26 protein-coding genes are annotated in these 24,177 nt (G+C 49.6%); 11 read left to right on the top strand and 15 right to left on the bottom strand.

The annotated features are described in order from the left end of the window. Positions 1-63 precede the first annotated feature (63 nt). The 6 genes from AC3WRW_RS28910 to AC3WRW_RS28935 all read right to left on the bottom strand — a co-directional run bounded on the left by AC3WRW_RS28910 (position 64) and on the right by AC3WRW_RS28935 (position 7,128). Positions 64-2,133, bottom strand: coding sequence for a peptidoglycan D,D-transpeptidase FtsI family protein (locus tag AC3WRW_RS28910; protein WP_492549672.1), 2,070 nt, complete (start codon positions 2,131-2,133; stop codon positions 64-66). A 185-nt stretch (positions 2,134-2,318) separates the two neighbouring features. Then, positions 2,319-4,385, bottom strand: a complete 2,067-nt coding sequence (locus tag AC3WRW_RS28915; RefSeq protein WP_492549673.1) for a peptidoglycan D,D-transpeptidase FtsI family protein — start codon at positions 4,383-4,385, stop codon at positions 2,319-2,321. 18 nt (positions 4,386-4,403) lie between these two features. Further along, on the bottom strand, positions 4,404-5,129 hold the full coding sequence (locus tag AC3WRW_RS28920) for an HAD-IA family hydrolase (RefSeq protein ID WP_492549674.1): 726 nt from the start codon (positions 5,127-5,129) through the stop codon (positions 4,404-4,406). Positions 5,130-5,304: 175 nt separating this feature from the next. Continuing rightward, entirely contained in the window at positions 5,305-6,453 is a 1,149-nt protein-coding gene (locus AC3WRW_RS28925) for a transglutaminase domain-containing protein (RefSeq protein WP_492549675.1), read from the bottom strand. A gap of 31 nt (positions 6,454-6,484) precedes the next feature. Further along, positions 6,485-6,919 (bottom strand): hypothetical protein, encoded by a 435-nt coding sequence (locus AC3WRW_RS28930; RefSeq protein WP_492549676.1) that lies wholly within the window; start codon positions 6,917-6,919, stop codon positions 6,485-6,487. 53 nt (positions 6,920-6,972) lie between these two features. Beyond that, the gene (locus AC3WRW_RS28935; protein ID WP_167062290.1) at positions 6,973-7,128 is read right to left on the bottom strand and encodes a hypothetical protein; all 156 of its coding nucleotides are present in this window, start codon (positions 7,126-7,128) and stop codon (positions 6,973-6,975) included. Between the two features lie 108 nt (positions 7,129-7,236). Here AC3WRW_RS28935 and AC3WRW_RS28940 point away from each other — a divergent pair, with 108 nt between their 5' ends. Beyond that, entirely contained in the window at positions 7,237-8,403 is a 1,167-nt protein-coding gene (locus AC3WRW_RS28940; protein ID WP_492549677.1) for an MFS transporter, read from the top strand. Between the two features lie 168 nt (positions 8,404-8,571). Beyond that, positions 8,572-8,925 carry a toprim domain-containing protein gene (locus tag AC3WRW_RS28945; protein ID WP_171682582.1) on the top strand — a complete coding sequence of 118 codons (354 nt, stop codon included), beginning with the start codon at positions 8,572-8,574 and terminating at the stop codon, positions 8,923-8,925. 13 nt (positions 8,926-8,938) lie between these two features. On the opposite strand, the gene AC3WRW_RS28950 is transcribed toward AC3WRW_RS28945, so the two are convergent. Next, positions 8,939-9,571 carry an SCO family protein gene (locus AC3WRW_RS28950; RefSeq protein ID WP_492549678.1) on the bottom strand — a complete coding sequence of 211 codons (633 nt, stop codon included), beginning with the start codon at positions 9,569-9,571 and terminating at the stop codon, positions 8,939-8,941. A 21-nt stretch (positions 9,572-9,592) separates the two neighbouring features. Beyond that, positions 9,593-10,516, bottom strand: coding sequence for a heme o synthase (cyoE, locus tag AC3WRW_RS28955; protein ID WP_492549707.1), 924 nt, complete (start codon positions 10,514-10,516; stop codon positions 9,593-9,595). A 187-nt stretch (positions 10,517-10,703) separates the two neighbouring features. On the opposite strand from cyoE, the gene AC3WRW_RS28960 reads away from it, so the two are divergent. Next, a complete protein-coding gene (locus AC3WRW_RS28960; protein WP_492549679.1) occupies positions 10,704-11,027 on the top strand; it encodes a hypothetical protein in 324 nt (107 codons plus the stop codon). A 235-nt stretch (positions 11,028-11,262) separates the two neighbouring features. Here the strand turns inward: AC3WRW_RS28960 and AC3WRW_RS28965 are convergent, their stop codons facing one another. Genes AC3WRW_RS28965 through AC3WRW_RS28990 form a run of 6 tightly spaced genes read right to left on the bottom strand, consistent with a single transcriptional unit; the run spans position 11,263 to position 15,987 of the window. Next, positions 11,263-12,117, bottom strand: coding sequence for an urease accessory protein UreD (locus tag AC3WRW_RS28965; RefSeq protein WP_492549680.1), 855 nt, complete (start codon positions 12,115-12,117; stop codon positions 11,263-11,265). Continuing rightward, entirely contained in the window at positions 12,110-12,769 is a 660-nt protein-coding gene (gene ureG / locus AC3WRW_RS28970; protein WP_492549681.1) for an urease accessory protein UreG, read from the bottom strand. Before ureG ends, AC3WRW_RS28965 begins: the two co-directional genes overlap by 8 nt. A 50-nt stretch (positions 12,770-12,819) precedes the next feature. Beyond that, complete coding sequence (locus AC3WRW_RS28975; RefSeq protein ID WP_492549682.1) at positions 12,820-13,569, bottom strand: urease accessory protein UreF; 750 nt, start codon at positions 13,567-13,569, stop codon at positions 12,820-12,822. A 2-nt stretch (positions 13,570-13,571) separates the two neighbouring features. Further along, entirely contained in the window at positions 13,572-15,287 is a 1,716-nt protein-coding gene (gene ureC, locus AC3WRW_RS28980; RefSeq protein WP_492549683.1) for an urease subunit alpha, read from the bottom strand. Next, positions 15,268-15,651 carry an urease subunit beta gene (ureB, locus tag AC3WRW_RS28985; RefSeq protein WP_492549684.1) on the bottom strand — a complete coding sequence of 128 codons (384 nt, stop codon included), beginning with the start codon at positions 15,649-15,651 and terminating at the stop codon, positions 15,268-15,270. Before ureB ends, ureC begins: the two co-directional genes overlap by 20 nt. 33 nt (positions 15,652-15,684) lie before the next feature. After that, positions 15,685-15,987 carry an urease subunit gamma gene (locus tag AC3WRW_RS28990; RefSeq protein WP_492549685.1) on the bottom strand — a complete coding sequence of 101 codons (303 nt, stop codon included), beginning with the start codon at positions 15,985-15,987 and terminating at the stop codon, positions 15,685-15,687. Between the two features lie 284 nt (positions 15,988-16,271). Here AC3WRW_RS28990 and urtA point away from each other — a divergent pair, with 284 nt between their 5' ends. From urtA to gerQ, 7 genes are all read left to right on the top strand, one after another. Next, a complete protein-coding gene (urtA, locus tag AC3WRW_RS28995) occupies positions 16,272-17,549 on the top strand; it encodes an urea ABC transporter substrate-binding protein (RefSeq protein ID WP_492549686.1) in 1,278 nt (425 codons plus the stop codon). A 96-nt stretch (positions 17,550-17,645) separates the two neighbouring features. Then, positions 17,646-18,551, top strand: a complete 906-nt coding sequence (gene urtB / locus AC3WRW_RS29000) for an urea ABC transporter permease subunit UrtB (protein ID WP_492549687.1) — start codon at positions 17,646-17,648, stop codon at positions 18,549-18,551. 45 nt (positions 18,552-18,596) lie between these two features. Further along, a complete protein-coding gene (gene urtC / locus AC3WRW_RS29005; RefSeq protein ID WP_492549688.1) occupies positions 18,597-19,649 on the top strand; it encodes an urea ABC transporter permease subunit UrtC in 1,053 nt (350 codons plus the stop codon). A 45-nt stretch (positions 19,650-19,694) separates the two neighbouring features. Next, complete coding sequence (gene urtD / locus AC3WRW_RS29010) at positions 19,695-20,486, top strand: urea ABC transporter ATP-binding protein UrtD (RefSeq protein ID WP_492549689.1); 792 nt, start codon at positions 19,695-19,697, stop codon at positions 20,484-20,486. Beyond that, positions 20,479-21,174, top strand: coding sequence for an urea ABC transporter ATP-binding subunit UrtE (gene urtE, locus AC3WRW_RS29015; RefSeq protein ID WP_492549690.1), 696 nt, complete (start codon positions 20,479-20,481; stop codon positions 21,172-21,174). The genes urtD and urtE overlap by 8 nt, the downstream gene beginning before the upstream one ends. 228 nt (positions 21,175-21,402) lie before the next feature. Then, on the top strand, positions 21,403-22,095 hold the full coding sequence (locus tag AC3WRW_RS29020) for a response regulator transcription factor (protein ID WP_492549691.1): 693 nt from the start codon (positions 21,403-21,405) through the stop codon (positions 22,093-22,095). Positions 22,096-22,232: 137 nt separating this feature from the next. Further along, on the top strand, positions 22,233-22,673 hold the full coding sequence (gene gerQ, locus AC3WRW_RS29025) for a spore coat protein GerQ (RefSeq protein ID WP_492549692.1): 441 nt from the start codon (positions 22,233-22,235) through the stop codon (positions 22,671-22,673). Positions 22,674-22,729: 56 nt separating this feature from the next. Here gerQ and AC3WRW_RS29030 read toward each other — a convergent pair whose 3' ends face one another. After that, on the bottom strand, positions 22,730-23,014 hold the full coding sequence (locus tag AC3WRW_RS29030) for a hypothetical protein (RefSeq protein WP_492549693.1): 285 nt from the start codon (positions 23,012-23,014) through the stop codon (positions 22,730-22,732). An 86-nt stretch (positions 23,015-23,100) separates the two neighbouring features. Between AC3WRW_RS29030 and AC3WRW_RS29035 the strand changes: the two genes are divergently transcribed. Next, on the top strand, positions 23,101-24,084 hold the full coding sequence (locus AC3WRW_RS29035; protein ID WP_492549694.1) for a metal-dependent hydrolase: 984 nt from the start codon (positions 23,101-23,103) through the stop codon (positions 24,082-24,084). Positions 24,085-24,177: the final 93 nt, after the last annotated feature.

Here is a 24,177-nt window from a genome sequence, read left to right on the forward strand (position 1 = left end):
GTTACGGGGTTACGGGGTTACGGGGTTACGGGGTTCCAAGGCCTCTTGCAAGGCCCCGCCCACCTACCAAGGCTTCTTCCCGCCGCCAAGCTTCTTCAAAATGCCATCGTTGGCCGCATCGTATGCCTGAAAGATTTTGGCCGCAACCGGGGAAGCCCCATAGCGCCCGTATCCGCCTTCCGGCACGACGACCGCGACGGCGAGCTTCGGATTTTCCTCCGGCGCGAACGCGATGAACACGGCGTTGTCGATCGTGCCGCCGGAGACCGCTTGCGTCGACGTTCCTGTTTTCCGCGCTACGTTATAAGGCAGTTCCTCGATGCCTTCCGCTTCGCTTTTCATCCCATGGATGATCGTATTCCAGTCCTCCTTGGAGAACTCGGCAGAGAAATCCTCCAGCACTTCTGGCTCTATTTTTCGAACGAATTGACCTTGATAGTCCCGGATTTCATCTACGAACAAGGGTTTCATCCGTTTCCCTCGACTAGCTAAAGTAGCTGTGTACTGAGCAAGCTGCAATGTTGTCGTTTTTTCGTTTTGTCCCCAGGAAGCAAAGACCATCGCGGATTGATAACTGTCTTTTGCGGCATTTTTTATAAAATCATTAGATCCGGCAAATTCGCCTGGAAGGCCGCTTTCTGTTTTAACGCCCAAACCGAATTTCGCCATATATTCTGCCCATTTTGCCGTCACAGCGGGATTCTCTCTGCCATATTTAGACCAGAATGGAATACCGACTTTTTCTGACATAAACGTGTTAGAGGAATGTTCGATGGCGCCCGCGGCATCCAGATAACCGTACGATACCTTGCCCGAATTGGTGATGGTGCTACTGCCGTCTTTACCGAAGCTAAAAGAGCCTGAATCGTAATAATTCTTCTCATACCCGTTGAAAAATTTCTCCTTAAGCCCTATTAACACAGTCAAAGGCTTAATCGTGGAACCCATGAAAACAATCGAAGATGGATGTTTTGCATTTTCTTTGTCATCCGGGAATTTAGCTTTGGCTGTCCGAATACTGCCATTCGGAATGAATGTTTCGATCTCTTTGTATATGCTTGGCGACATACCGCCCGTCCACGCGTTAGCATCGTAATCCGGATAGTTCGCCATAGTAACCACACGTCCAGTATCTACTTCCATCGCAACCGCAAAACCGGAAGCGGCCTGCATCCCAACCTTCATATACAAATTATTGGCGTGGGAAGGGCTGCGCAGATAGCTAATATGGTCCTCCAGCATTCGTTCCGTTGCCTGCTGGATATCTTTATTTATGGATAGGTATACATTATTGCCTTTGACGGGCGCCGTGACATCGGCTCTTCCAATAATTTTATTCACGGCGTCAACAGGGTATTTCTTGCTGCCGTTTTTCCCGCGAAGCTCGTCCTGATACATGCGCTCGATGCCATCGAAGCCCACATTTTCAGCGTTTACATATTCCTTGGCCATAGGGCTTCCTTTATAAATTTCTTTGGCTGTCGGTGAAGTAAAGGAATTCGTATAACCCACCAAATGCGTAGCAATCGTTGTATGGTCATTATCATCCATTTCATAGGTGCGAATGTTTTCCTCCGTTACGTCCAGCCACTTAAATTCATCCCTATGCTCTAAAATATAAGCGATCTCTTCGTTGGACAAATCCGCCTTTATTCTTCGATGAACCCAGTAATAGCTCGGCTTCTTAATTTCGTTCTTATGGTAGTCGTAGCCAATGTCCATGGCTAGAACAATTTCTTCCGGAGTAGGACTTTTCGAATTTGGTTTGCCATACTTATCGAAAACATCGGCCTTAAGCCGCTCAGCCATAGCAATCAAATCATCTAAATTTTGCCCATCGGGATCAATTCGAAAAAAGAGCGACTGCATAGGAATGGTATAAGCTAGAGGGGATTTCGTGGAATCATAGATGTTGCCGCGAATCGGAGCAATTGGGATCGTTTGCGTTCCGTTTCTATTCTCAGCAGCTTTAAGCTCTTTCGTTTGCACGAACTGCAAGATGGCCAATTTCACAATTAAAACGGAAAACAGAACAAAGGTTACAAAGAAAAAAATATTGATTCGGAGCGAGAAGTTCTTCTTCTGCGAAATTCTTTTTTTCAGCGGATCATCCATCATCGGTGATTTTATCATACAGGTCCTTTCTACTGCAGAACTATTCCACACAAACAGACGAAAGGAATCTCAAAAGAGTTCACTAAAAAATGGAAAATTTGAGTTAAAATCCAAGTGAAACACAAAAAAAACCTCCAGTCCCACTTATTGAAAGTGGATTTGAAGGTTTTTTGATACGCTCCGCGAGCCAACTCAACTGTATGTTACCAAGGCCTCTTCCCGCCGCCAAGCTTCGTCAAAATGCCATCGTTGGCCGCATCGTATGCCTGAAAGATTTTGGCCGCAATCGGGGAAGCCCCATAACGCCCGTATCCGCCTTCCGGCACGACGACCGCGACGGCGAGCTTCGGATTCTCCACCGGCGCGAACGCGATGAACACGGCGTTGTCGATCGTGCCGCCGGAGACCGCTTGCGTCGACGTTCCTGTCTTCCGCGCCACGTTATACGGCAGCTCCTCGATGCCCTCGGCGCCGCTCTTCATGCCATGAATGATCGTATTCCAGTCATTTTTGGCAAACAAAGCGGAAGAGTCGTCCATCACTTCAGGCTCCACTTTCTTTACCAGTTCGCCTTCGAAGCTGCGAATCTCGTCTACGAACAACGGCTTCATCCGTTTGCCGCGGCTGCCCAGTGTGGCAGCGAACTGCGCGAGCTGTAGCGTCGTTGTTTTCTCGTTCTGCCCCCAAGAAGCGTAGACCATGGCAGATTGATAACTGTCTTTTTTGGCGTTCTTGGTAAAGTCATTCGAACCGGCAATTTCGCCCGGTAGGCCGCTTCCGGTTTTGACGCCTATTCCGAATTTCGCCAAATACTCTGCCCACTTGTCGGTTACCGCGGGATTTTCGCCGCCGTATTTCGAATAAAACGGAATGCCGATTTTGGCCGACATATACGTATTCGACGAATGCTCGATCGCGCTGGATGCATCCAAGTTACCATAAGCCACTTTCCCTGAGTTGGAAATCGAACTTGTAGAATTGGCCTTACCGAAAGTGAATGTCCCCGAATCGTAATAGTATTGATTGGAAGGCGTAATCAACTTTTCCGTTAGCCCTATCAACACCGATAAAGGTTTGATTGTGGATCCCATGAAGACGATCGACGAAGGATGTTTCGGACGCTCTTTGTCCGTATATTTCGGATAAGCGGTTGTAATCGATCCATTGGAAATATAAGATCCGATTTCATCGAGAGTAGCTTGGGAAATGCCGCCCGTCCAATCATTCGAATTGTAATCAGGGAAATTGGCCATTGTCACGACGCGTCCTGTGTCCACTTCCATAGCAACCGCATAACCGGCCTGCGCATTCGCCCCATACTTGATAAATGAATCATTCCGCGCATAAGGCGTATGCAAGAAAGCAATCTGATCGGCAATCGCTTTTTCCGCGGTTTTCTGAATATCCTTATTGATGGACAAATACAAGTTATTGCCCTTGGTTGGCTTTGTTACGGTCGCACGGCCGATAATTTTCATCGCGGCATTAACAGGGTAAATTTTGTACCCGTTTTTCCCGCGAAGCTCGTCTTGGTACATGCGCTCGATGCCATCGAAGCCCACATTTTCGGTATCGAGATATTCCTTGCTGTTCTCGTTATCTTTGTACATCTCTTTCGCTTTATCGGTGGAATACGATTTCAGGTATCCGATCAATTGCGGAGCAATCGTCGTTGTGCCGTCATCGTCCAATTCATAGGTCCGGATGCTTTCCTCCGTCACTTCCAGCCACTTGAATTCATCCCGGTGCTCAAGCAAATAAGCGATTTCTTTGTTGGACAAGTCAGTCTTAATTTTCCGCGGAACCCAGTAATAACTGGGATCTTTCACTTTGTTTTTATTGATATCATAGCCAAGGTCCATGGCCAGCACGATGTCCGCGGGTTCCAGCTTTTTGGAATCCGGTTTGCCGTATTTATCGAAAACGTCCGTTTTCAGCCTGGTAGCCATGCGAATAACTTCATCTTTATCCTGCTGAGACGGCTCGATCCGGAAGAACAAGGACTGCACGGGGATGGTATAAGCAAGAGGAGATTTCGTTGAATCATAAATGTTGCCGCGGATAGGAGCAATCTTATTGGTCTGATTCGTATTGGTATTCTCAGCCGCTTTCAAATCCTTGGCTTGAACGAATTGTAAAATAGCCAGACGCACGATGAGTACGGAAAATAATAAGAACGTAACAAAGAAAAAGATATTGATCCGAAACGAAAAATGCCGTTTCTTGGTGATTTCTTTTTTCTTGGGATCATCCATTATGGATGGCTTCATTCACTCTCAGATCCTTTCTTACACAAATGCTTGTTGTTCTTCAAAAAGCTCAAGCAGGGATCTTATCCCTCTCCCGGTATGGTAGTCATATCGAATAATACGCACCGCATCGATACCGACCTGAGACGGCGCCCAAACGTCATTCGTTTCATGATCGCCGATATACAGCACGTCTTTCGCCGCTACTCCTGCCTTCTCTAAAGCCAGCTTAAAAATCGCCGGATCCGGCTTCTCAAGGCCAACCTCTGTCGACACAAGCACAGGATCAAAATAGTGTAAAATCCCTTTATCCTCTAAAATATCTTTCAACGTTGGCGCAAAATTGCTAATAATTCCAATTCGAAAACCGCCGGCTCGGAGCCGTTCCAGAAAAGGCTTAACGTCCTCAAATAACTCATAGTACTCGGGCGCAGTATAGATTTCGTACAATTCATGACAGCATTGGAAGATCTCTTCTTCTGTCCACTCCTCATGGATGCCCAGTTTATGAAGCACGTATTTATATAGGTTGACCCAGAATTCACGATCTGACTCTGGCGAGCACACAATGAAATTATCCTGTTTATTCACATAATAAAAGAGACGGAAAGCTTCCGTAAAAAGTTCACTGATGATGGCCTCATCACGGTCAACGGACCGGACTTGCAGGTACTGTTTCAAAATCGTTTGGGCTGCAGGAATCGTTAATAGCGTGTCCCCGGCATCTAAGTATATCATAGGGTATTCATGAATGGGTTTAGACATACGGACTCCTTTATCCTCTCAAAATAATCCTTTATTAGTTTACCACATTTACTTATGGATGAGAAAAGCCACGAAAGATCTTTTCAAAAATAGTTCACATGCTTAAGCAAAAAGAAAAAAGCCCCCTCAGATCACCGAGAGAAGGCTTCCTTGCTTGTATGAGCTTACCGTATAATTAAGCATCTTTAATATGCGTCTGGTCAAAGTTTGGCGGGTTGAACCAGTTCCCCCCGCTAGCCACCCAAGTGGAATCGAGCGGCACCCAGCGATTGGACTCCTTCAGGTACACCTCATTCCAAGCGTGAGGCCCGTAGCTGCCCTGCCCGTCATAGCCAAGACCGGTTACAACCTTCACATCCAGGCCTACGGCTCTTGCCATTTGGGCATACAGTCTGGAGTAGTCGATGCATACGCCTTCTTTGGTATTGAACGTATCCTCCGGCGTCTGTTCCTTCCAAATGCGCTGTTCTTCATACAGCTTCACTTTATCCCAATCGTAATGGATCCTGCTGCCGACCCATTTGTACAGCAGCTTTGCCTTCTCCTCGTCCGTCGATCCCCCGGCTGTTACTTCTCTGGCTGTATCTACGATATTGCCGGGAACCTTCGCATCCAGCACTTCATATTTCCGTTGTAAAATGTTCGTGAATTCCTGCTCCACCGCGCGGGTAAACACCGGCGCCTTGTCGGCGATGAAATCGCCCGTGAAGGGAGAAATCACTTCCTTCGCCCCTTTTTGATACATCTGAGAAGATTCAATGTACGGCGCGATCATGGAATGCGGGAATAAAGTCACGTAAATGAACAGCACCGCGATGAGAATGAGAGCTCTTGCAAAACCTGCAACAGAGCCGATGGCACCACCGGATATGGAGGAGAGAATCGAGCTGCTGCGCTCCCGGTAAGGATCGCGATGAGCCAGCCACCGACCGATCAACGGATCAATCAACAAATTCAGGAACTGCTTCACAATCAGATAGCCGAGCAAAAACAACACGCCGAATCGCAGCAGCGGGAAATCACGTATGCTTGTAATAGCTGTATAATATGCTTGTTTAAGCGCGCTAATCTCTACGGACGGTACTTGCAGATTTTGACCTTTCAACCAAGTTTGAATCCATGGCGAAACGAGCCCGACACCTTTCCACGCAACAAACATGGACACGATAACTACGGCCGCCTCCACAAGCATGGAGAGCAGATGTTTGGCAGACCCGGACCCGCCCCGGAAAAAACCTTGTAGGACGGAGCCTGCAAAAGTGAGCACAATCACAATGGATATGAAATTGATTGAACTGGCTTTGAGCCATGTAATATCCGTCATGACCGCTCCCCCTCCTTCGTGTTAGCCTTTTCTATTGCCCAGCGTTCTTCTTCGCCTGATCGATAAAAGCATTCACCGCTGCATTCGCATTCATCTTGAACGTTTTGCCAAGAAAGGTAACTTGCACTTCCTCCGATCCCGCTTTGCCTTCCACTTTCAGACTCTTCGTCGTAACGAGAAAGGAACCGTCAGGATTTGCTTTGAATTGCGCTTCTTTCGCTTCGGCAGTCAACGTGCTGATCGCTTTATCTTTGACCTCATCGCCAACCTGAGCTACGACGCTTGCCCCAATATCCTTTATTTTATCCGTATAGCTTGATCCGTAAACGATAAGTGCGCCGACAACGGCAATGACGACAATCCACTTCACCACAGTTTTCACAATCCCAATGACAATAAATAAAACGATAATAGCAGCAACAAGCAAATACCAACGATCCTGTGCAAATGTAATCCACTGATCCAAATGAACCCCTCCTATTTATCCAAAAGTCCTACCTATCATACTACAGCGAATCCTTAGTCTTCATCTCTTTTTTTCCTTAACTGCGCTAATTTTCGCTGAATCTCTTCCGTTTGATCGACTCTTCCCCGCGTCTTGCGAAAGGACTGCCGCAGGCGGAATACTAGAAAAACAGCAACGCATGCGAGTAAAACAATCACATAAGCATCCATAACTTTCCTCCGTTAGAATTGTGTCAATTGCGCCGAAAGGTCATATCCATCGGACGAGCGGCGTACATCTTAAGAAGAGACAAGACTATCTAACGAGGTGGTGAGCACATGCGCACAGCCCTTTGGCTGTACTTATTTATGTTTGTTGCTTTTTTTGATTTGCACGCGCAGTACCCGATTCTTTCTCCTTTCGCCTTATCCTTAGGAGCGGCACCTTCCTTTATTGGGCTAATTATGGGCGTATACTCGATCACGCATTTACCGGGCAATCTGATGGCTGGTTATGGCGTGGACAAATACGGCAGTAAATATTTCATCGTCTTTAGCCTGATTGTAGCAGGGATCATCTTACTTTTTCAATCCAACGTCAAAGATCCGTGGCACCTGCTTTACATTCGTTCCATCAGCGGCTTCGTGCTCGCCTTCTTATCCCCGGCCTGTCTGTCGCTGCTAGCCCGCATCGCCAAAGACAGCATCCAACAGAGCAAGCTGATGGCAGGGAACGGTCTCATCCACACATTGGCATCGGTTGTTTCCCCAGCGGCAGGGGCTGTACTTGTTGCCAAGATCGGTTTTACAACATCCTTCTCCGTCCTTGGCTGGATCCTTATTGCAACCGGCGTCTTAGCCATCTTCGGCGTCAAAGAAAAACAGCTGCTGGGCCAAGCCGCCGGCAAGCTTCCAACCCTGGACCATCACGGCCACGGCATGTTGAACGATCACTCCGACCTGCCGGCCGGGCTGTCGATTCCTTGGCTATTTTTTCTCATTCCGATGGCGCTCTCCTGCTCGCAAGGTATTTTATTTTTTGAGCTGCCGCTCATGGAGTCCGCACGAGAATCGATTCTCACATCCGGCGTCTTTTTTACGCTAATCAGCTTGGGCGCTTTGCTAAGCATTTCCTTCTGGTTCCTGAACAAAGTTGCGCCATTTATTCGTACGGTTTGCGGAAGCTTATCGCTAGCGGCTATATTTTTCGGATTAGCCATCCACTGGCCGGTCCCGCTGCCGGTCTCGCTCTTCCTTATTGGAATGGCCAAAGGCGTGATTTATCCGGCTCTCGCTGCCTTGCTTGCCAGTATCACAAGCAGCAATCGGTACGGGCGTGTCTTTTCCTTGCTTTCGATCTCTTATTCCGTTGGCGCTTTTATCGGTCCCATGATGGCCGGTCAGCTTCGCGACCATATTTCCTCTTATTTCATTGCATTTTTCGTCCTTATGCTGGCCCTTTCCCTATTGCCACTGCGTTCGTTTAAGACACCTGTTACGACATAACGCTGCATGCGCCCCGCGGCTTGAGAAGATCAAGCCGTCTTTGTGCTGTCAATCTCTGTCATTTCCCGGGAAATGGCCGCGCAATATTTGCTCAATCGTCGAATGGAATCCTTGGATCGCATGCAAAAACGGGTTATACTACAAAAAAAACCTGATGGAGGATATCCCATGTCGATCACTATCATTGTAGAAGGCAAAAACGACAAAAGCCGCTTGAAGCGCGTGGTTGATGAGAGCGTCCAGATTCTTTGCACCTTCGGAACTCCCAGCTCGCAGACCTTGGATGAATTAAGAAAGAAAGCCGGCGACAAACAAGTTTATTTGTTTACGGATAATGACGCTTCCGGCAAAAAAATCCGCTTTCTTCTACGGGATACGTTTCCGGATTCCGAACAAATTTATACGCGCAAAGGGTATGCCGGCGTCGAAGGAACGCCCGAAGATTACCTTATTCAGCAATTAGAAAAAGCAGGTCTGGAGGAGTATATTATATACCCGTCACCAGATCCTGCTTTTGAATAGTTGATGCAATTCATTATTTCTCTTTGGACAAGGTAACCACATCTTTGACAATATGGTCGGCATCCAGCTCCGGATTGCCCGCATCGTAATAATTGCGCAATTTCCCTTTTTTATCAACCAGTAGAATAGCATTGGAGTGAGAGAAGTTTCCGTCCTTCTCCTTAATCACCATAATTCCGAAATCCTCTGCAAGCTTATGGGTTTTCGCTTCTTCGCCGCGGAGGAACATCCATCCGCTTGGATCAGGCTTAGATTCGAACTTGGCTCCGAACTCTTTAAGCACAGAGGGCGTGTCCCGGTTGGGATCTACCGTTATCGAAATGATTTCGGATTTCGTGCCGAATAACTCTTTTTTCTTCAGCGCGTCCTGTACTTGTGTCAGCAAAAAAGTTGTCGGCATACAAACGTCAGGACAGAAGGAATAGAAGAAATAAACTAGTCTTACTTTGCCGTCCGTATCAGCGGAAGCGACTGTTTTCCCGTCCAAATCCTGCAGTTGAAAAGATGGGGACTGCTTCATAGCCGTCAATCGTTGATCCGGCTCGCTGCTGTTCACCCAAAGCTTATAGGCAAAAGAAGCAATCATGGCAATCAAGATAGCGCCCAGCGCCAGCTTGAACCAATTTTTTTCAAAAAAAGTACTCATCGTTGTCATCCGTCCCCAATTCTAGCTAATCTTCACAGTGTCAATAACCATGAGGATTGATAAGAGTGTTAGATACATAATAGAGAAAAGAAACATGCGCTTAGCCCACTGTACTTCAGCCTCACCTGTTGCCTTGAAGCCCTTCACACTCATAAACACCCAGATCAATCCGAGAATCGTGGAACCGGCCAAAAAGAGATAACCCACATATCCGTAAGCCGTTAGCATAACGGTTACCGGCACAAGCAGAACCACATAGCGAACCATGGAAATCTTCGTTACGTAAGATCCTTTCACGACCGGTAAAAGCGGGAATCCAGCGGCGCGATATTCTTCCATGCGGCGAATGCCCAATGCCCAGAAATGCGGCGGCTGCCATAAGAACAAGAAAAGGAACACCAGAATGGCGCCTAAATCAACCGTTCCGGTAACCGCACAGTACCCGATAACCGGCGGCGTCGCACCGGAAAACGCGCCTACGAACGTACTCCATACAGAGGTTCTTTTGAACCATGCCGTATACAGCCATACATATAAGAACAATCCGATTAATCCGATCAAAGTTGCCAGCGGGGAATGCGCTCCAAAGTACAGAACAGCCAACCCGATCGTTCCCAAAATAATGCCGTACCATAAAACAACATTAGGTCCCAGTCTTCCGCTTGGCAGCGCTCTGTTCTGCGTCCGCTCCATTTTGGCATCCATCTCACGGTCCAAATAATTGTTCAGCACCGTGCCGCCAGCCATTACAAGCGCTGTTCCTAGCATGGTCATAATCAGATGCATCCAGCTTACGTCCCAGCGTGCGGCCACCCAATAACCGGCAAAAGCGGTCATTAAATTGGAATAAATGATGCCCGGTTTCACCAACCGGTAAAAATCCTTTAACGTCACAGGTTCTGCAGATGATGTCTTATTAGCTGCATCTATGGCTTCGTTCCCCAAAGAACCTTGTGGTGAACCGGTAGAAATGCTTTCATAACTTGCTTGATTTTCCACGTCATTGCCCTCCTCTATATCGAGCTTCCGAGCTAATTGATTGATGAACACATTTATCATACCAACCCCTACACCGTTTGACAATGAAGTGAGGGCAGTTGTCATGATATTGTCGATTCTCCTTCCAGTATGCGTGGAAAAGAAACTTGCCATTCTCTCCCAACAAAAAAATAGCCTTTCTTCCAGAGGAAAGAAAAGGCTTAGCAGCATATGGCATCGCGCAAGCACCAAAAGAGGGAACTGCGTTCCGCTGCCGCTCGTTAAATGGGAAGAGGCTGTTCCACAACTTCAACGTTCCGCGCACTCGCCTACTTTAATGCTGAAAAACGGCATCTCAGCGAAGGCTGCCCCACAAGTTATAGGAATGACTGGGGATAAGGTGAAGGAATCCGGCGTCCCGTCACGTTTCGGACACAGACGCCGTTATCTTCGCGAAAAGCGCGTGTTTCTCTGCTAACAGACACCAGAAACCTTATTTGCCGATGTAGGGGTAAAATTAGTCCCCAAGTGAGCAAGTAACAGCACCGGTGTCCGTTACATGTTCGAAGCGGTTCTTTTCCATCGAATAAGGGCCCCTCTGTCCGTCAGCGAGGACTTAGACTCGGCTAAGGCCCATTACGCCTGCTCGACAGGGTGATCAAACAGCCTTCAAAAGCTTTTCGTCTCCCTAACATAGAAGACACCTTCAGCAGCTATTTATTAACCATTAACGGGGTTAAGGCCAACAGACTGCGGCGCAGTTCATGCCAAGCATGTGTAAGAGCATGCTGTAATTTCCATGCATGCCTTCCCATTACCGTGACGACCAACCCGTGTTTGTAAGTCAGACTGGCTCCAATACGCACATCTTCCATGCCATTAAGCTTTTCCAGACATGCGAGCAAGTCACCCAGATGCTGCTGTTTCAAACGATCTGAAAAAACATACAGATTACCCAAGTGAGTTTCCCGCTCCCAACTCCCCGGGGCCGTAAGCTGCATCGTCTGGGGTTCAATCCTCTGGTTCTGATAATAGATCAGCTCCGTGCCGTACCATACCCTCATACGATTCGCATAATGCGAATACTGGAAAACCTCCCCGCGCTGCGTTCGTCCCGGACATAAAATGTCCGAGAATATGCACGCGCCCCCTGGTGCAAGATGCAGCTCCGTTTCCGAGAAGAAACGGGCATTCTTGTACAGCATCAGCGGCTCGGGGATGTATTCCAGCAGCGCGCCTGCTGCTACATGCAGCGATTGGCGCTGCGTGCTGCCCTGCTGCGCTAATGAAGGGTGAACCTTCGTGAACGATTGGTTCGTTAGAAAAACACGTGCGCCCTCCTCCAGGCGCACGTTGATTTCGTAATGATCCCCTGCCATCAGCCCGGGGGAGCAGTCCATCATATAAACACCCAACTGTTCCGAGGGCTGGTCACCCGTTAACGTACCGTTCTCATAACGGAACGTCTTGGCGATTTTGAGCGGGGAGGCGTGATATTTGCGGACGAGCTGCGTGATGCCGCTGCGGACGGCAAATGCCGCGCCAATCTCCCCGCTCACGCTAGGCATGGGTGTACTCCTGCTCCACCCATGTGACGATGTCGTCCAACCCGGTGCCGCCCATCAAGTTGGAGAAAATATACGGGCGGTCGCCGCGCATCTTCTTCGTGTCCGAATCCATGACTTCCAGGGAGGCGCCTACGTACGGGGCTAAATCGATTTTGTTAATGATGAGCATATCCGACCGCATGATGCCAGGTCCGCCTTTGCGAGGAATTTTCTCACCTTGCGCAACATCGATGATATAGATGAAGCGATCCACTAATTCCGGACTGAATGCCGCAGCCAAATTATCGCCGCCGCTCTCGATGAAAATAATATCGAGATGCTCAAAACGCTGTTCCAACTCTTCAATCGCTTCGAAATTCATCGAAGCATCCTCACGGATTGCCGTATGCGGGCATCCGCCTGTTTCCACCCCGATAATGCGCTCCTCCGGCAGCGCCTCCGAACTAATAAGAATGCGGGCGTCTTCCTTCGTGTATATATCATTCGTAATCACCGCGATGCTGTAGCGCTTGTTGAGCTTGCGGGCCAGACGTTCTACCAAGGCTGTTTTGCCGGAGCCTACAGGCCCTCCGATGCCAATGCGCATGGGGCGGGTTCGATCGACAGACGGCTTCTCCCAGTGATGATGATGATGACCTTGTCCTTGACACATAGCCATTCCTCCTAGAATTAATTTACGGCGCTTTGACAGCCCGGTATGAATTAAGACATGAATAATCGCGAGTACAGCGTTTCGTGCTGCATCATCGCCAGCTCTGCCGCAGGCGAATTCGTGTAAGCTTCCATGGGATCCAACTGTGCCACGCGCGGCCACTGGCTTTCGATCAGCGGAATCACTTTGGAGAGCAGCATTTGACCCTGAGTCTGCCCCATGGACATAAGTCGGAGCGCACTGTTGATGCAAGTCATCACGCAGCTGTACAAGTAGCCCTCCACGGCCCGATCCAGCGGCACACCAAGGTGATAGCTCACCCATCCGTGAACAAGGGGATGACCCGCGCTGCATCGATCGGCCTTGACCGCTTCATCCAAGGGCTTCCAAAGCAGCCCCGGGTACATAGCGCGAGACAGTTGAAGCAGCCTGCGCCCCATCTTTTGAACGCCGCTTCGCGCTTCACTGGATACCCGCTGCACATGCAGCATGTGGTCGAAGGCCCAAAGCCGCTCCCATTCCCCCTCGGGAATATGCATGTAGGCCGCTTTAATCACCATCGCATCTGCCGATGCCCAGCTGTGATGGAGCATCGTGCCGATATAAGCTTCGAGCTCATCGACAGTTGCCAGCCGTCCTTGCTGAACGAGCGTTTCCAACCCAAAGGAATGGGAGAAGCCCCCGATCGGCAAAGCCGAATCCAGCAGCTGCTGATAAGCAAGCCAGTGAAACCCCGGAGCCTTTTCCGCTTGGCGCACAGCTGTTCCTGCTTCCATTCCATTCATGTTCATCACCTGCATGTTTAAAATAAGAAATATAACTGCGCCATCGGCAGCTCCGTCGCCGGCTCGCACGTAATGGCTTCCCCGTCCACCTTGACTTCATAGGTTTCCGGATTTACTTCTATCGACGGTGTGCCATTGTTATGAATCATGTCTTTTTTGGAAACAGCGCGGCAGCCTTTCACAGCTTCTATCCGCTTTTGCAACCCCAGCTTCTCCGCTATGCCTTTGTCCAGAGCGGCCTCAGAAACGAACGTAATCGAGCTTTGTGTCAATGCCTTGCCGAAAGCCGCAAACATCGGGCGGCCGAATACCGGCTGCGGCGTTGGAATGGAGGCATTCGGATCGCCCATTTGCGCATAGGCAATGCTGCCGCCCTTGAGCACCAAATCCGGTTTGACCCCGAAAAACATCGGGCTCCAAACGACCAAATCGGCGAACTTCCCCGGCTCGATAGAACCAACGAGATGCGATACCCCATGCGTAATCGCAGGGTTGATCGTGTACTTGGCAATGTACCGCTTGATGCGGAAATTGTCGCCGTCTGCCGTATCCGGAGCCAGCGGCCCCCGTTGTTTCTTCATTTTATCCGCCGTTTGCCAAGTGCGAATGATCACCTCGCCCACCCGGCCCATGGCTTGGGAATCCGAGCTCAGCATGCTGAACACGCCGAGATCATGCAGAATATCCTCCGCGGCAATCGTTTCCGGACGTATCCGCGAATCCGCGAAAGCGACATCCTCCGGAATCCGGCTGTCCAAATGATGGCAAACCATGAGCATATCCAAATGCTCCTCAATGGTATTGATCGTGTACGGCCGCGTCGGATTGGTCGAAGACGGCAGGACGTTCGCTTCGGCAGCTGCGCGAATGATATCCGGCGCATGCCCTCCGCCCGCTCCCTCTGTATGATACGTGTGAATGGTGCGGCCTTTAATGGCCGCCAGCGTATCTTCCAGAAATCCCGCTTCATTTAATGTGTCGGTATGAATGGCCACCTGAACGTCATATTGATCGGCTGCTTCCAGACACGTGTCTATTGCTGCCGGTGTTGTTCCCCAATCTTCATGCAGCTTCAAACCGATCGCGCCAGCTTCAATTTGTTCAATTAGCGGCGCCAAGAATGAGGAATTGCCCTTCCCCGTGAATCCCAAATTCATCGGAAAAGCTTCCGCAGCTTCCAGCATGCGCTGCATATGCCAAGCACCGGGCGTACACGTTGTTGCATTCGTGCCTGTCGCCGGTCCTGTACCGCCGCCTATCATCGTCGTCACGCCGGAGGATAGCGCTGTTTCGATTTGCTGCGGGCAGATGTAATGGATGTGGGCATCGATTCCCCCGGCCGTCACGATTTTCCCCTCGCCGGCGATGACCTCTGTGCTTGCTCCGACAATCAGATTCGGATGCACGCCATCCATAATATCCGGATTGCCTGCTTTGCCGATGCCGACGATATGTCCATCCTTGATCCCGATGTCGCCTTTCACGATGCCCCAATGATCAATAATGACGGCATTCGTGATCAGTGTGTCCAGCACGCCTTGACCCCGGGTGGCGCCGCTGGATTGTCCCATCCCGTCCCGTATCACCTTGCCTCCGCCGAATTTGCATTCGTCTCCGTAGACGGTGTAATCATGCTCAATCTGCGCCCAGAGCTCTGTATCGGCCAATCGAATGGCATCGCCTGTCGTAGGTCCGAACATGAGAGCGTAATTCTTACGGTCTATTTGACTCATCCGCCGTTCCCTCCCATGCCTGCCATCTTTCTCGCGTCTCATCCGGCATCCGGTCTTTAAGCGCCAGACCCCTGGTCAAGTTGTTGAGCCCATAAGATCGTTTGGCCCCGCCCAGCTCGACCAATTGAACCGGCTTTTGCTCGCCGGGTTCAAACCGGACCGCCGTTCCCGCAGGAATATCCAAACGCATGCCGAAGGCAAGCTCTCTCGGAAATGCCAACGCCCGGTTCACTTCAAAAAAGTGAAAATGCGATCCCACCTGAACCGGACGATCGCCTGTATTCGTGACAATGATCTCCACCGTTTGTCTTCCTATATTCATTTCGATGCTGCCCCTGCTTATTCGGTATTCTCCCGGAACCATCTTCTCGCCCCTTTCGATTCATTGTGTCCTTCATTAGGTAATGGGTTCGTGAACGGTCACCAGTTTGGTGCCATCCGGGAACGTAGCTTCTACCTGCACCTCATGAATCATATGAGGAACGCCTTCCATAACCTGCTCTGCTTTCAAAATGGTCGTTCCGAAGGCCATCAACTGAGCTACCGTCATACCGTCTCTTGCGCCTTCCATAATCTCGGATGTGATCAATGCGATGCTCTCGGGATAATTCAGCTTTACGCCTCTGTTCAGTCTTCGCCGCGCCAAGTCTGCGGCTACTGTAATGAGGAGCTTTTCTTTCTCACGCTCAGTTAAATGCACAGGATCACCTCTTCAAAAACCGAATAATGTTAATTCTTTACACTCATTATATTCGGGTATTTTATGATTGTAAATCTTCTATGTCATATATAATGACATCAATCACGAAAAAAATCGCTGGAAAATTTCAGTTTTGCATATTTTAAACAAAGATTCAGCAATTTCTTGTGCATGAGTAACAAATAAAAACCGATTCATGTCATATACATTGACATAACCCTTTTGCCCATTTTATCATTGGCGGTGTAATCCAAATCTTGTTAAGTAAGGGAGTGGGAAGGAAAATGAGAGAGCTAAGAAACAAAGGGAAACTCACAGCTGCTTTAAGCATGGCCTTGATGTTGGTCATAGCTGGCTGTGCAAAGTCGGAGCCTACTGCATCCACTGCAGCAACTACACCTATGGCAACTAAGGCGGCAGAAGTAAAAGCGGAGACGAAGGATGAGACTGTACCTGTTGGTATTCTTCACTCTCTGACGGGCACGATGTCGATCAGCGAAGTATCGGTAAGAGATGCGGAGCTGATGGCGATTGATGAAATCAATGCTGCTGGGGGACTCTTAGGCAAGAAACTTAAGCCCGTCATTGAAGACGGCGCATCCGATTGGCCTACTTTTGCAGAGAAAACTAAGAAGTTACTGCAGAAGGACAGTGTTGTCACCATCTTCGGTTGCTGGACATCCGCCAGCCGCAAAGCGGTTCTTCCGGTCGTCGAGCAAAACAAAGGACTGCTGTGGTATCCGGTTCAATATGAAGGTATTGAATCCTCTCCTAACATTTTCTACATAGGCGCAACAACGAACCAGCAAATTATCCCCGCAGTCACTTGGCTCCTCCAAAACAAAGGCAAGAAATTTTACCTCCTTGGCTCTGACTACGTCTTCCCGAGAACAGCCAACAAAATTATTAAAGAGCAGCTGAAGGCCGAAGGCGGAACGCTTGTCGCCGAAGAATACACTCCGCTCGGACACACCGATTACAATACGATTATCAGCAAAATCAAAAAAGAAAAGCCGGACGTTGTTTTCAACACGCTGAACGGCGACAGCAACGTAGCCTTCTTCAAGCAGCTGAAAGACGCAGGCATCAGTGCCAAAGACTTAACGACCATGTCCGTCAGTATCGCCGAAGAAGAGGTTCGCGGCATCGGAGCATCGGTTCTCGACGGCCACTATACAGCTTGGAATTACTATCAAACAACGGATACGCCGGAAAACAAAAAGTTCGTCGCCGCCTACAAAGCGAAGTATGGCAAAGACCGCGTGACCGATGATCCGATCGAAGCCGGTTATACGGCAGTGTACCTATGGGCAGAGGCCGTCAAAAAAGCAGGCTCCTTCGATGTAGAGAAAGTCAAAGCCGCCGCCAAAGGCATCGAGTGGAATTCACCGGAAGGAAAAGTCACGATTGACGGAGAGAACCAGCATATTTCCAAAACCGCGCGCATCGGCCAAATTGGCGCAGACGGGCAAATCAAAGAAGTATGGAATTCCGGTCAAGCGCTCAAACCCGATCCTTTCCTCAAAACGTACCCGTGGGGCGCCGAAGTAACCAAGAAATAAAGATCACCGATCGGATCGTTCTTGAAGCCAGGACCGCCTTGCGGCAGTCCTGGGTTTCCTTATTTTACTCGGGATTCACTAGGGGGAAGTCATATCATGAGTCTGCTGCTGCTTCAATTATTCAACGGCCTGAGCCTAAGCTCCATCCTGCTCCTGATCGCCATCGGGCTCGCCATTACATTCGGCCTTATGAATGTCATGAACATGGCCCACGGCGAATTTATTATGATCGGAGCTTATATGGCCTATCTGGTTCAGCACTGGTTCCAGACATTTCTGCCTGCCTCGGCTTTCGGCTGGTATTTCGCCGTTTCTCTGGCCGTCGCCTTCGCCGTGGCCTTTCTTATCGGTTGGCTGCTGGAAGTATGCCTGATCCGGTTCATGTACGGCAGACCGTTAGACAGCCTGCTGGCAACTTGGGGCGTCAGCTTAGCATTGCAGCAGGTTGCCAGATCCATCTTCGGCGCACCCAACGTCGCGGTGAAAGCGCCCGAATGGCTGGAAGGCGGTCTTCATCTCACGGCTGACCTTATTCTTCCATACAAGCGGCTCTTCATCATCGCGCTGGTCGCCCTCTGCATCTTCGTCATCTATATGTACTTATACCACTCTGCCGGCGGCAGGCGGATGAGAGCCGTCATGCAGAATCGCCAAATGGCTGCCTGCCTCGGCATTTCGACGCGCAGAGTCGATGCGCAATCCTTCGCCTTCGGCTCCGCTATGGCCGGCATTGCCGGATGTGCCTTAACGCTCGTAGGACCTATCGGACCGACGATAGGCACTTACTATATCGTGGACGCCTTCATGGTTGTTGTGCTTGGCGGAATCGGGAAGCTGATCGGCACCGTTGCCGGAGCGTTGGGGATCGGCGTTTTCAATACGGCTTTGGAATATACGACAAGCGCTACGCTTGGGAAAGTACTCGTCTTCACGCTCATCATCGCCTTCCTGCAATGGAAACCGATGGGACTTGTGACGATCCGTTCAAGATCCTTAGACTGAAGGAAGGATGTGGCCTCTTCCATGCTCATAGCCGGAAAATCCAAAATGAAACTGATGGTATATACCGTTTTTTTGTTCGCTGTGGCGCTAGCGCCGCTGTATTTGTCCGACTTCCGCCTGTCGCTTCTCGGCAAGTTTCTCGCTTATGCCATTATTGCCATAGGCATTGATCTTATTTGGGGCTACACCGGCATTTTGAGTCTCGGCCACGGCGTTTATTTCGGACTTGGCGCCTACTGTATGGCCATGCATCTGAAACTCGCCGCGAGTCCCGGCCAGCTGCCTGATTTCATGTCCTGGAGCGGTGTAGAAAGCTTGCCCTGGTTCTGGACTCCTTTCCACTGGGCAGGCGCAGCATTTCTGTTAGCACTCATCCTGCCTATGTTTGTCGCCTTTATTCTCGGCCATTTTACGTTCCGCAACCGAATTAAGGGGGCCTTCTTCTCCATCTTGTCGCAAGCGCTTGTCATTATTACGGTCACGCTGTTTGTGGGCCAGCAAGGCTACACGGGAGGAACTAACGGACTCACCAACTTTGATTCCTTTCTCGGCTTGAACTTGCAGGCACAGTCAACGAAGCTGTTCTTTTTCTATCTCACCTTAGCCGTCGTTCTCGTCGTCCTGCTGCTCAGCACCCTGCTCGTTACCAGCCGCATGGGCAATATTCTCACCGCCATTCGCGACGGAGAGAATCGCGTACGCTTCATCGGATACAATCCCGTAACGTACAAAGTATTCATTTATTGCGTATCCGCAGGATTGGCGGGACTGGCCGGCGTACTCTTCATTCTGCAAGAAGGGATCATCTCCCCTGCGCAAATGGGGATTGTTCCCTCGATTGAAATGGTGCTCTGGGTCGCCATCGGCGGCCGCTCCACGATCGGAGGCGCTGTTCTCGGGACACTCGTAACCAACGCAGCCAAGACCACGTTCAGTGAAGCCTATCCGGCTTGGTGGCCGATCATGCTCGGCGCCATGTTCATTGTGGTCGTGCTTCTGCTGCCCAAAGGCATTGTCGGCACGATTGCCCATTACACGGCTCATTGGAAGAAACCCGTACTGCCTAAGCCGATTTCTTCCTCGCATGAAGCCAGATAGCCATACCGAACAATTTGTTAATGAACAAAGAAGGAGGAACATCCCATGCTCGGACAATTAGCAGAGCAACAACCTGTACCCGGCGCAAACATTCTGAGCGTACAAGGGCTTGAGGTAAGCTTCGACGGATTCAAAGCTTTGCGCGATCTGGACTTTTCCTTGGCCTACGGGGAACTGCGGTTTCTCATCGGCCCTAACGGTGCCGGTAAAACAACGCTCCTGGATGTCATTTGCGGGAAGGTGAAGCCTTCGCTGGGTCATGTCTACTTCAAGGACTCTATTGATCTTACCAAGCATCAAGAGCACCAAATCGCGCAGCTTGGGATTGGACGAAAGTTCCAGGCACCCTCTGTCTTTTCAACCTTAACTGTATTTGAAAATCTGGCTTTGTCCATGAAGCAAAAGCGGGGCCTGCTCAGCGCCCTGTGGGCCAAGACGACAAGCGAGCAGCGGGATCGCCTGCACCAAAGGCTGGCCATGATCGGTCTGCAGCACAAAGCCAAAGAACGGGCCGGCTCGCTTTCTCACGGGGAGAAGCAGTGGCTGGAAATCGGCATGCTGCTCATGCAGGAGCCTGATCTCCTGCTCCTTGACGAACCGGCTGCGGGGATGACCGATGGCGAAACGGAGAAAACCGGCGAGCTTCTTCATCAAATCGCGGCCAACCAAACGATCATCGTAGTCGAACACGATATGGCGTTTGTACGCCAATTTGCCAAAACGGTCACGGTGCTTCATGAAGGCACCGTCCTTCGCGAAGGCACGATGCAGGACATTCAGAACGATGAGAAGGTCGCCGAGGTTTATCTGGGAAGGAGAGTGGAACGCGGTGCTTAATCTTCAGAACATCGAGGCAGGCTATGGCGAAAGCATGGTCGTTCGCCATGTGAATATGCTCGTGAAACCGGGACAGATCGTTTGTCTCATGGGAAGAAACGGAGTCGGAAAATCAACGCTGATGAAGAGCATCATGGGGCTCATTAAGCCTAAATCCGGTTCAATTCAATATAACGAAAGAGACATCACGTCATTTTCTCCGGACCGGCGGGCGAAAGCCGGCATCGGCTACGTGCCGCAAGGCCGTGAAATCTTCCCTCAGCTGACCGTTGAGGAAAACCTGCTGCTCGGCCTGGAAGCGGCGACCGACGGGAGAAAGAAGCTGCCAGACTCTCTCTTCGACACCTTCCCCGTGCTGCGCCAAATGCTTCACCGCAAAGGCGGGGATCTCAGCGGCGGTCAGCAGCAGCAGCTAGCCATAGCCCGCGCTCTGGCCCCCGGTCCGAAGCTTTTGCTTCTGGATGAGCCTATGGAGGGCATCCAGCCTTCCATCGTTATGGAAATCGAGGCCATTATCGAGAGCATTAAACGAAGCAGGGAAATCGCCGTCTTATTGGTCGAGCAAAGTCTGGAATTCGCAACAAGCATCGCGGATTATTACTATGTCATAGACCGGGGCACTGTCGCCGCCGAAGGTCATGCCGGGCAATTGAATGAAGAACAAGTTCGAAAGCACTTAACGGTATGATTTTTAATGCGAATGCTCACCCTATTATAGGAAGCTGGATTACTTGACCTAAGCGATTAGGCTGCAAGTACCGTCCGGCTTCCTTTTTTCTTGAACGATAATAAATTTTTATTACTTTAAACTAGACGGCACAAAATGGATAATGATAACATGTCTATATATAGGATCGAATGTTGCGTCCGGCATATCGAGCACCGAGCCTTTTGAAGGAAAAGGAGGGGAACGTTTATGTCTAAGGTTTTAATAATTGAAGATGATTTAAGTATTGGTGAAATGATGTCTATTTATTTGTACGAAGAAGGCTATCAAGTCAAGCGAGCGGAAAACGGCCGGCAAGGCGAAATCCTGTTCCGGGATTTCAATCCGGATGTCATCGTTCTTGATATCATGCTGCCTGATGTTGATGGGATCCAGCTTTGCACATCCTTCCGGACCTCTTCTAACATCCCCATTCTCATGGTTTCAGCGAAGAGCGAAGTTTCCGACCGCATCAAGGGTCTGCAAACGGGAGCGGATGATTACTTATGTAAGCCCTTTTCCATGAGAGAACTTGCAGCAAGGGTACAAGCTTTGCTACGGCGTTCAACTGCATTTGCACACGTAGCGACAGCGGCTGCGGATACCTCCACCGATCAAATCGTCCACTTGGATCTCGAGAAACGTTGTCTTTATGTCCAGCACAAATTGATTGAGACCACATTCTCCGAATTCGAGATTATGAAGCTATTATGGCAAAATCAAGGCCGTGTATTCAGTCGAGAAGAGCTTTTGAACCGGGTTCGCGGTTTCGATTCCTATGTAACTGATAGAGCTATAGATGTACATATCGCAAATCTTCGCAAGAAAATAGAAACCGATCCGAAAGAACCCAAATATATTAAAACCGTTTGGGGTGTCGGTTATAAATTTTTACTGAATTAAGCTCCCCTCCGGAGCTTTTTTTATTTTGAAAAGGGAAAGAATTTAGTCACCAAATGGGCGGATGCACAATATGATGAGGTGTATGCTACACAAGAAGAAAGCTTCCACAAGGAAAGCTCCAAGGAGGATTTACAGTTATGTTGAATAACCCTTACAAAATTGGCAACCAAGCGCAAATGCCATCATTCGGGGGAACTCCATACCCGGCCTACCCGGTTCCGACAGCAGTCACGAATAAAATGGTTCCCATGCAGCCCAGCGGCTCCATGCTGCCGCCAACAGGAGCCGGCTTGCAAACAGGCGTAAACGTGCCGGGCCTTCCGATGGAAGAGTCATACATCGAAAACATTCTTCGCTTGAACCTCGGCAAAATGGCCACCCTCTACATGACATACGAGAATAACTCGGAATGGAACGCCAAAATTTTCAAAGGCAGATTGGAAGCCGCAGGACGCGATCATATTATTATCAGCGATCCCGCAACAGGCATGCGCTTCTTGCTCCTCATGGTCAATCTGGACTACATTACGTTCGACGAAGAGCTGAATTACTCCTATCCATATGCGCAGAGAAGATAATTGGTTCCGCCAAAAAACCGCTAATCCGAACAGGGGCAGCGGTTTTTTTATCATGTTTAGACGATCGGTGAAAAATGCCACATATGCAGCTTCCGCATGCCGCCTTCAATCCACTCGTCCCATTCGCCTTGATCCTCCCCGCTTCCCGACAATCGTTTTTCCTTCAAAACGGTATACTCCTCATAGGTAATTTCATTCCAGACTTCTACAAACAGACCCGGTTGGTCTGTTCCTTGGAGCAGCTCCAAACGCCCTTCCCTCCGCTGCCATTCCTGCATATAGATGAGAAAGGAGTCCCGGAAACCGGGTTTTATGGTATACTCTACAAAAACTTTAGACATTTTTAGATCTCCCTCTGATTTATTTTTTGCTCCAAAATGGTAAACTAATAAGAAGACGGAATATGACCTTAGGAGGAGAAACCCACTTGGACACAGGTACACATCTTGTTATTGGCTTAGGGTTAGCAGGACTGTCGCAGATTGATCCCAGCGTCTCCGCGGATTCAGCGGCTACCACTGCTGTCTTCATCGGAACCGTCGTCGGTTCACAGATTCCGGATGTGGACGGGCTGCTTCGCTTTAAAGGCAACGCCACGTACATTCGCAATCATCGCGGTCGGTCGCACTCTTTGCCGGCCTTACTCATTTGGACGCTATTGATCACCGGAGCACTGGCTCTTTTCTTTCACGGAATCTCACTGATGCATTTAGGCATGTGGGTGGGGATCGCGGTTTGTTTTCACGTTTTCAGTGATTGTTTCAACACATACGGTACACAAGCTGTTCGCCCTTTTTCTGAAAAGTGGGTATCGTGGAACATCATTCACATCTTTGATCCCTTTATCTTTACGAGCCATATCGCGGCGATCTTCATGTGGTCCTTCCACGTCGCAAGTCCGAAGCTGATTTTCCCAACGTTGTATGGCCTCATCGCCCTATACTACATTTGGCGCACACTTGACCATTACATCGTAGAAAAAAGCCTGTATCGAAAAGATCCGACTTTTCAGCCTGGCGATCAATACACACTTATTGTAACATTCAACCTCTATGTCTGGAATGTCGTGAAACGAAGAGCTGACGGCACTTACCAGCTGGGCGAGCTTAAAAATTCCAAACTGAAATGGCTCGATACCGTGAAATGCGACGATCATCCGGCCGTTGAGGCATCCAAACAGAATGAAGATATACGGGCCCTGCTCTACTTCTCTTCCTTCACCTGCGCAGAAGTCAAAGAACACCGCTGGGGTTATGAGGTTAGATGGGCGGATGTGCGCTATCGCCACCGCAAGCAATATCCGTTCGTAGGCGTTATCCACATGGACCACAATTTCAAAACGCTAGACTCCTACGTAGGCTGGGTAAACGACACCAGACTGGAGAAGAAGCTGCGGGTAGATCTTTATTAACAAAGAGAGGCGCGTGCAATAACGCGTCTTTTCTATTTTGTTTGTTTGCGCAAAAAAAGCCCAGAGGTTTTTTAGGCCTCTGGGCTTTATATT

The organism is Paenibacillus sp. FW126-R14, assembly GCF_058789495.1.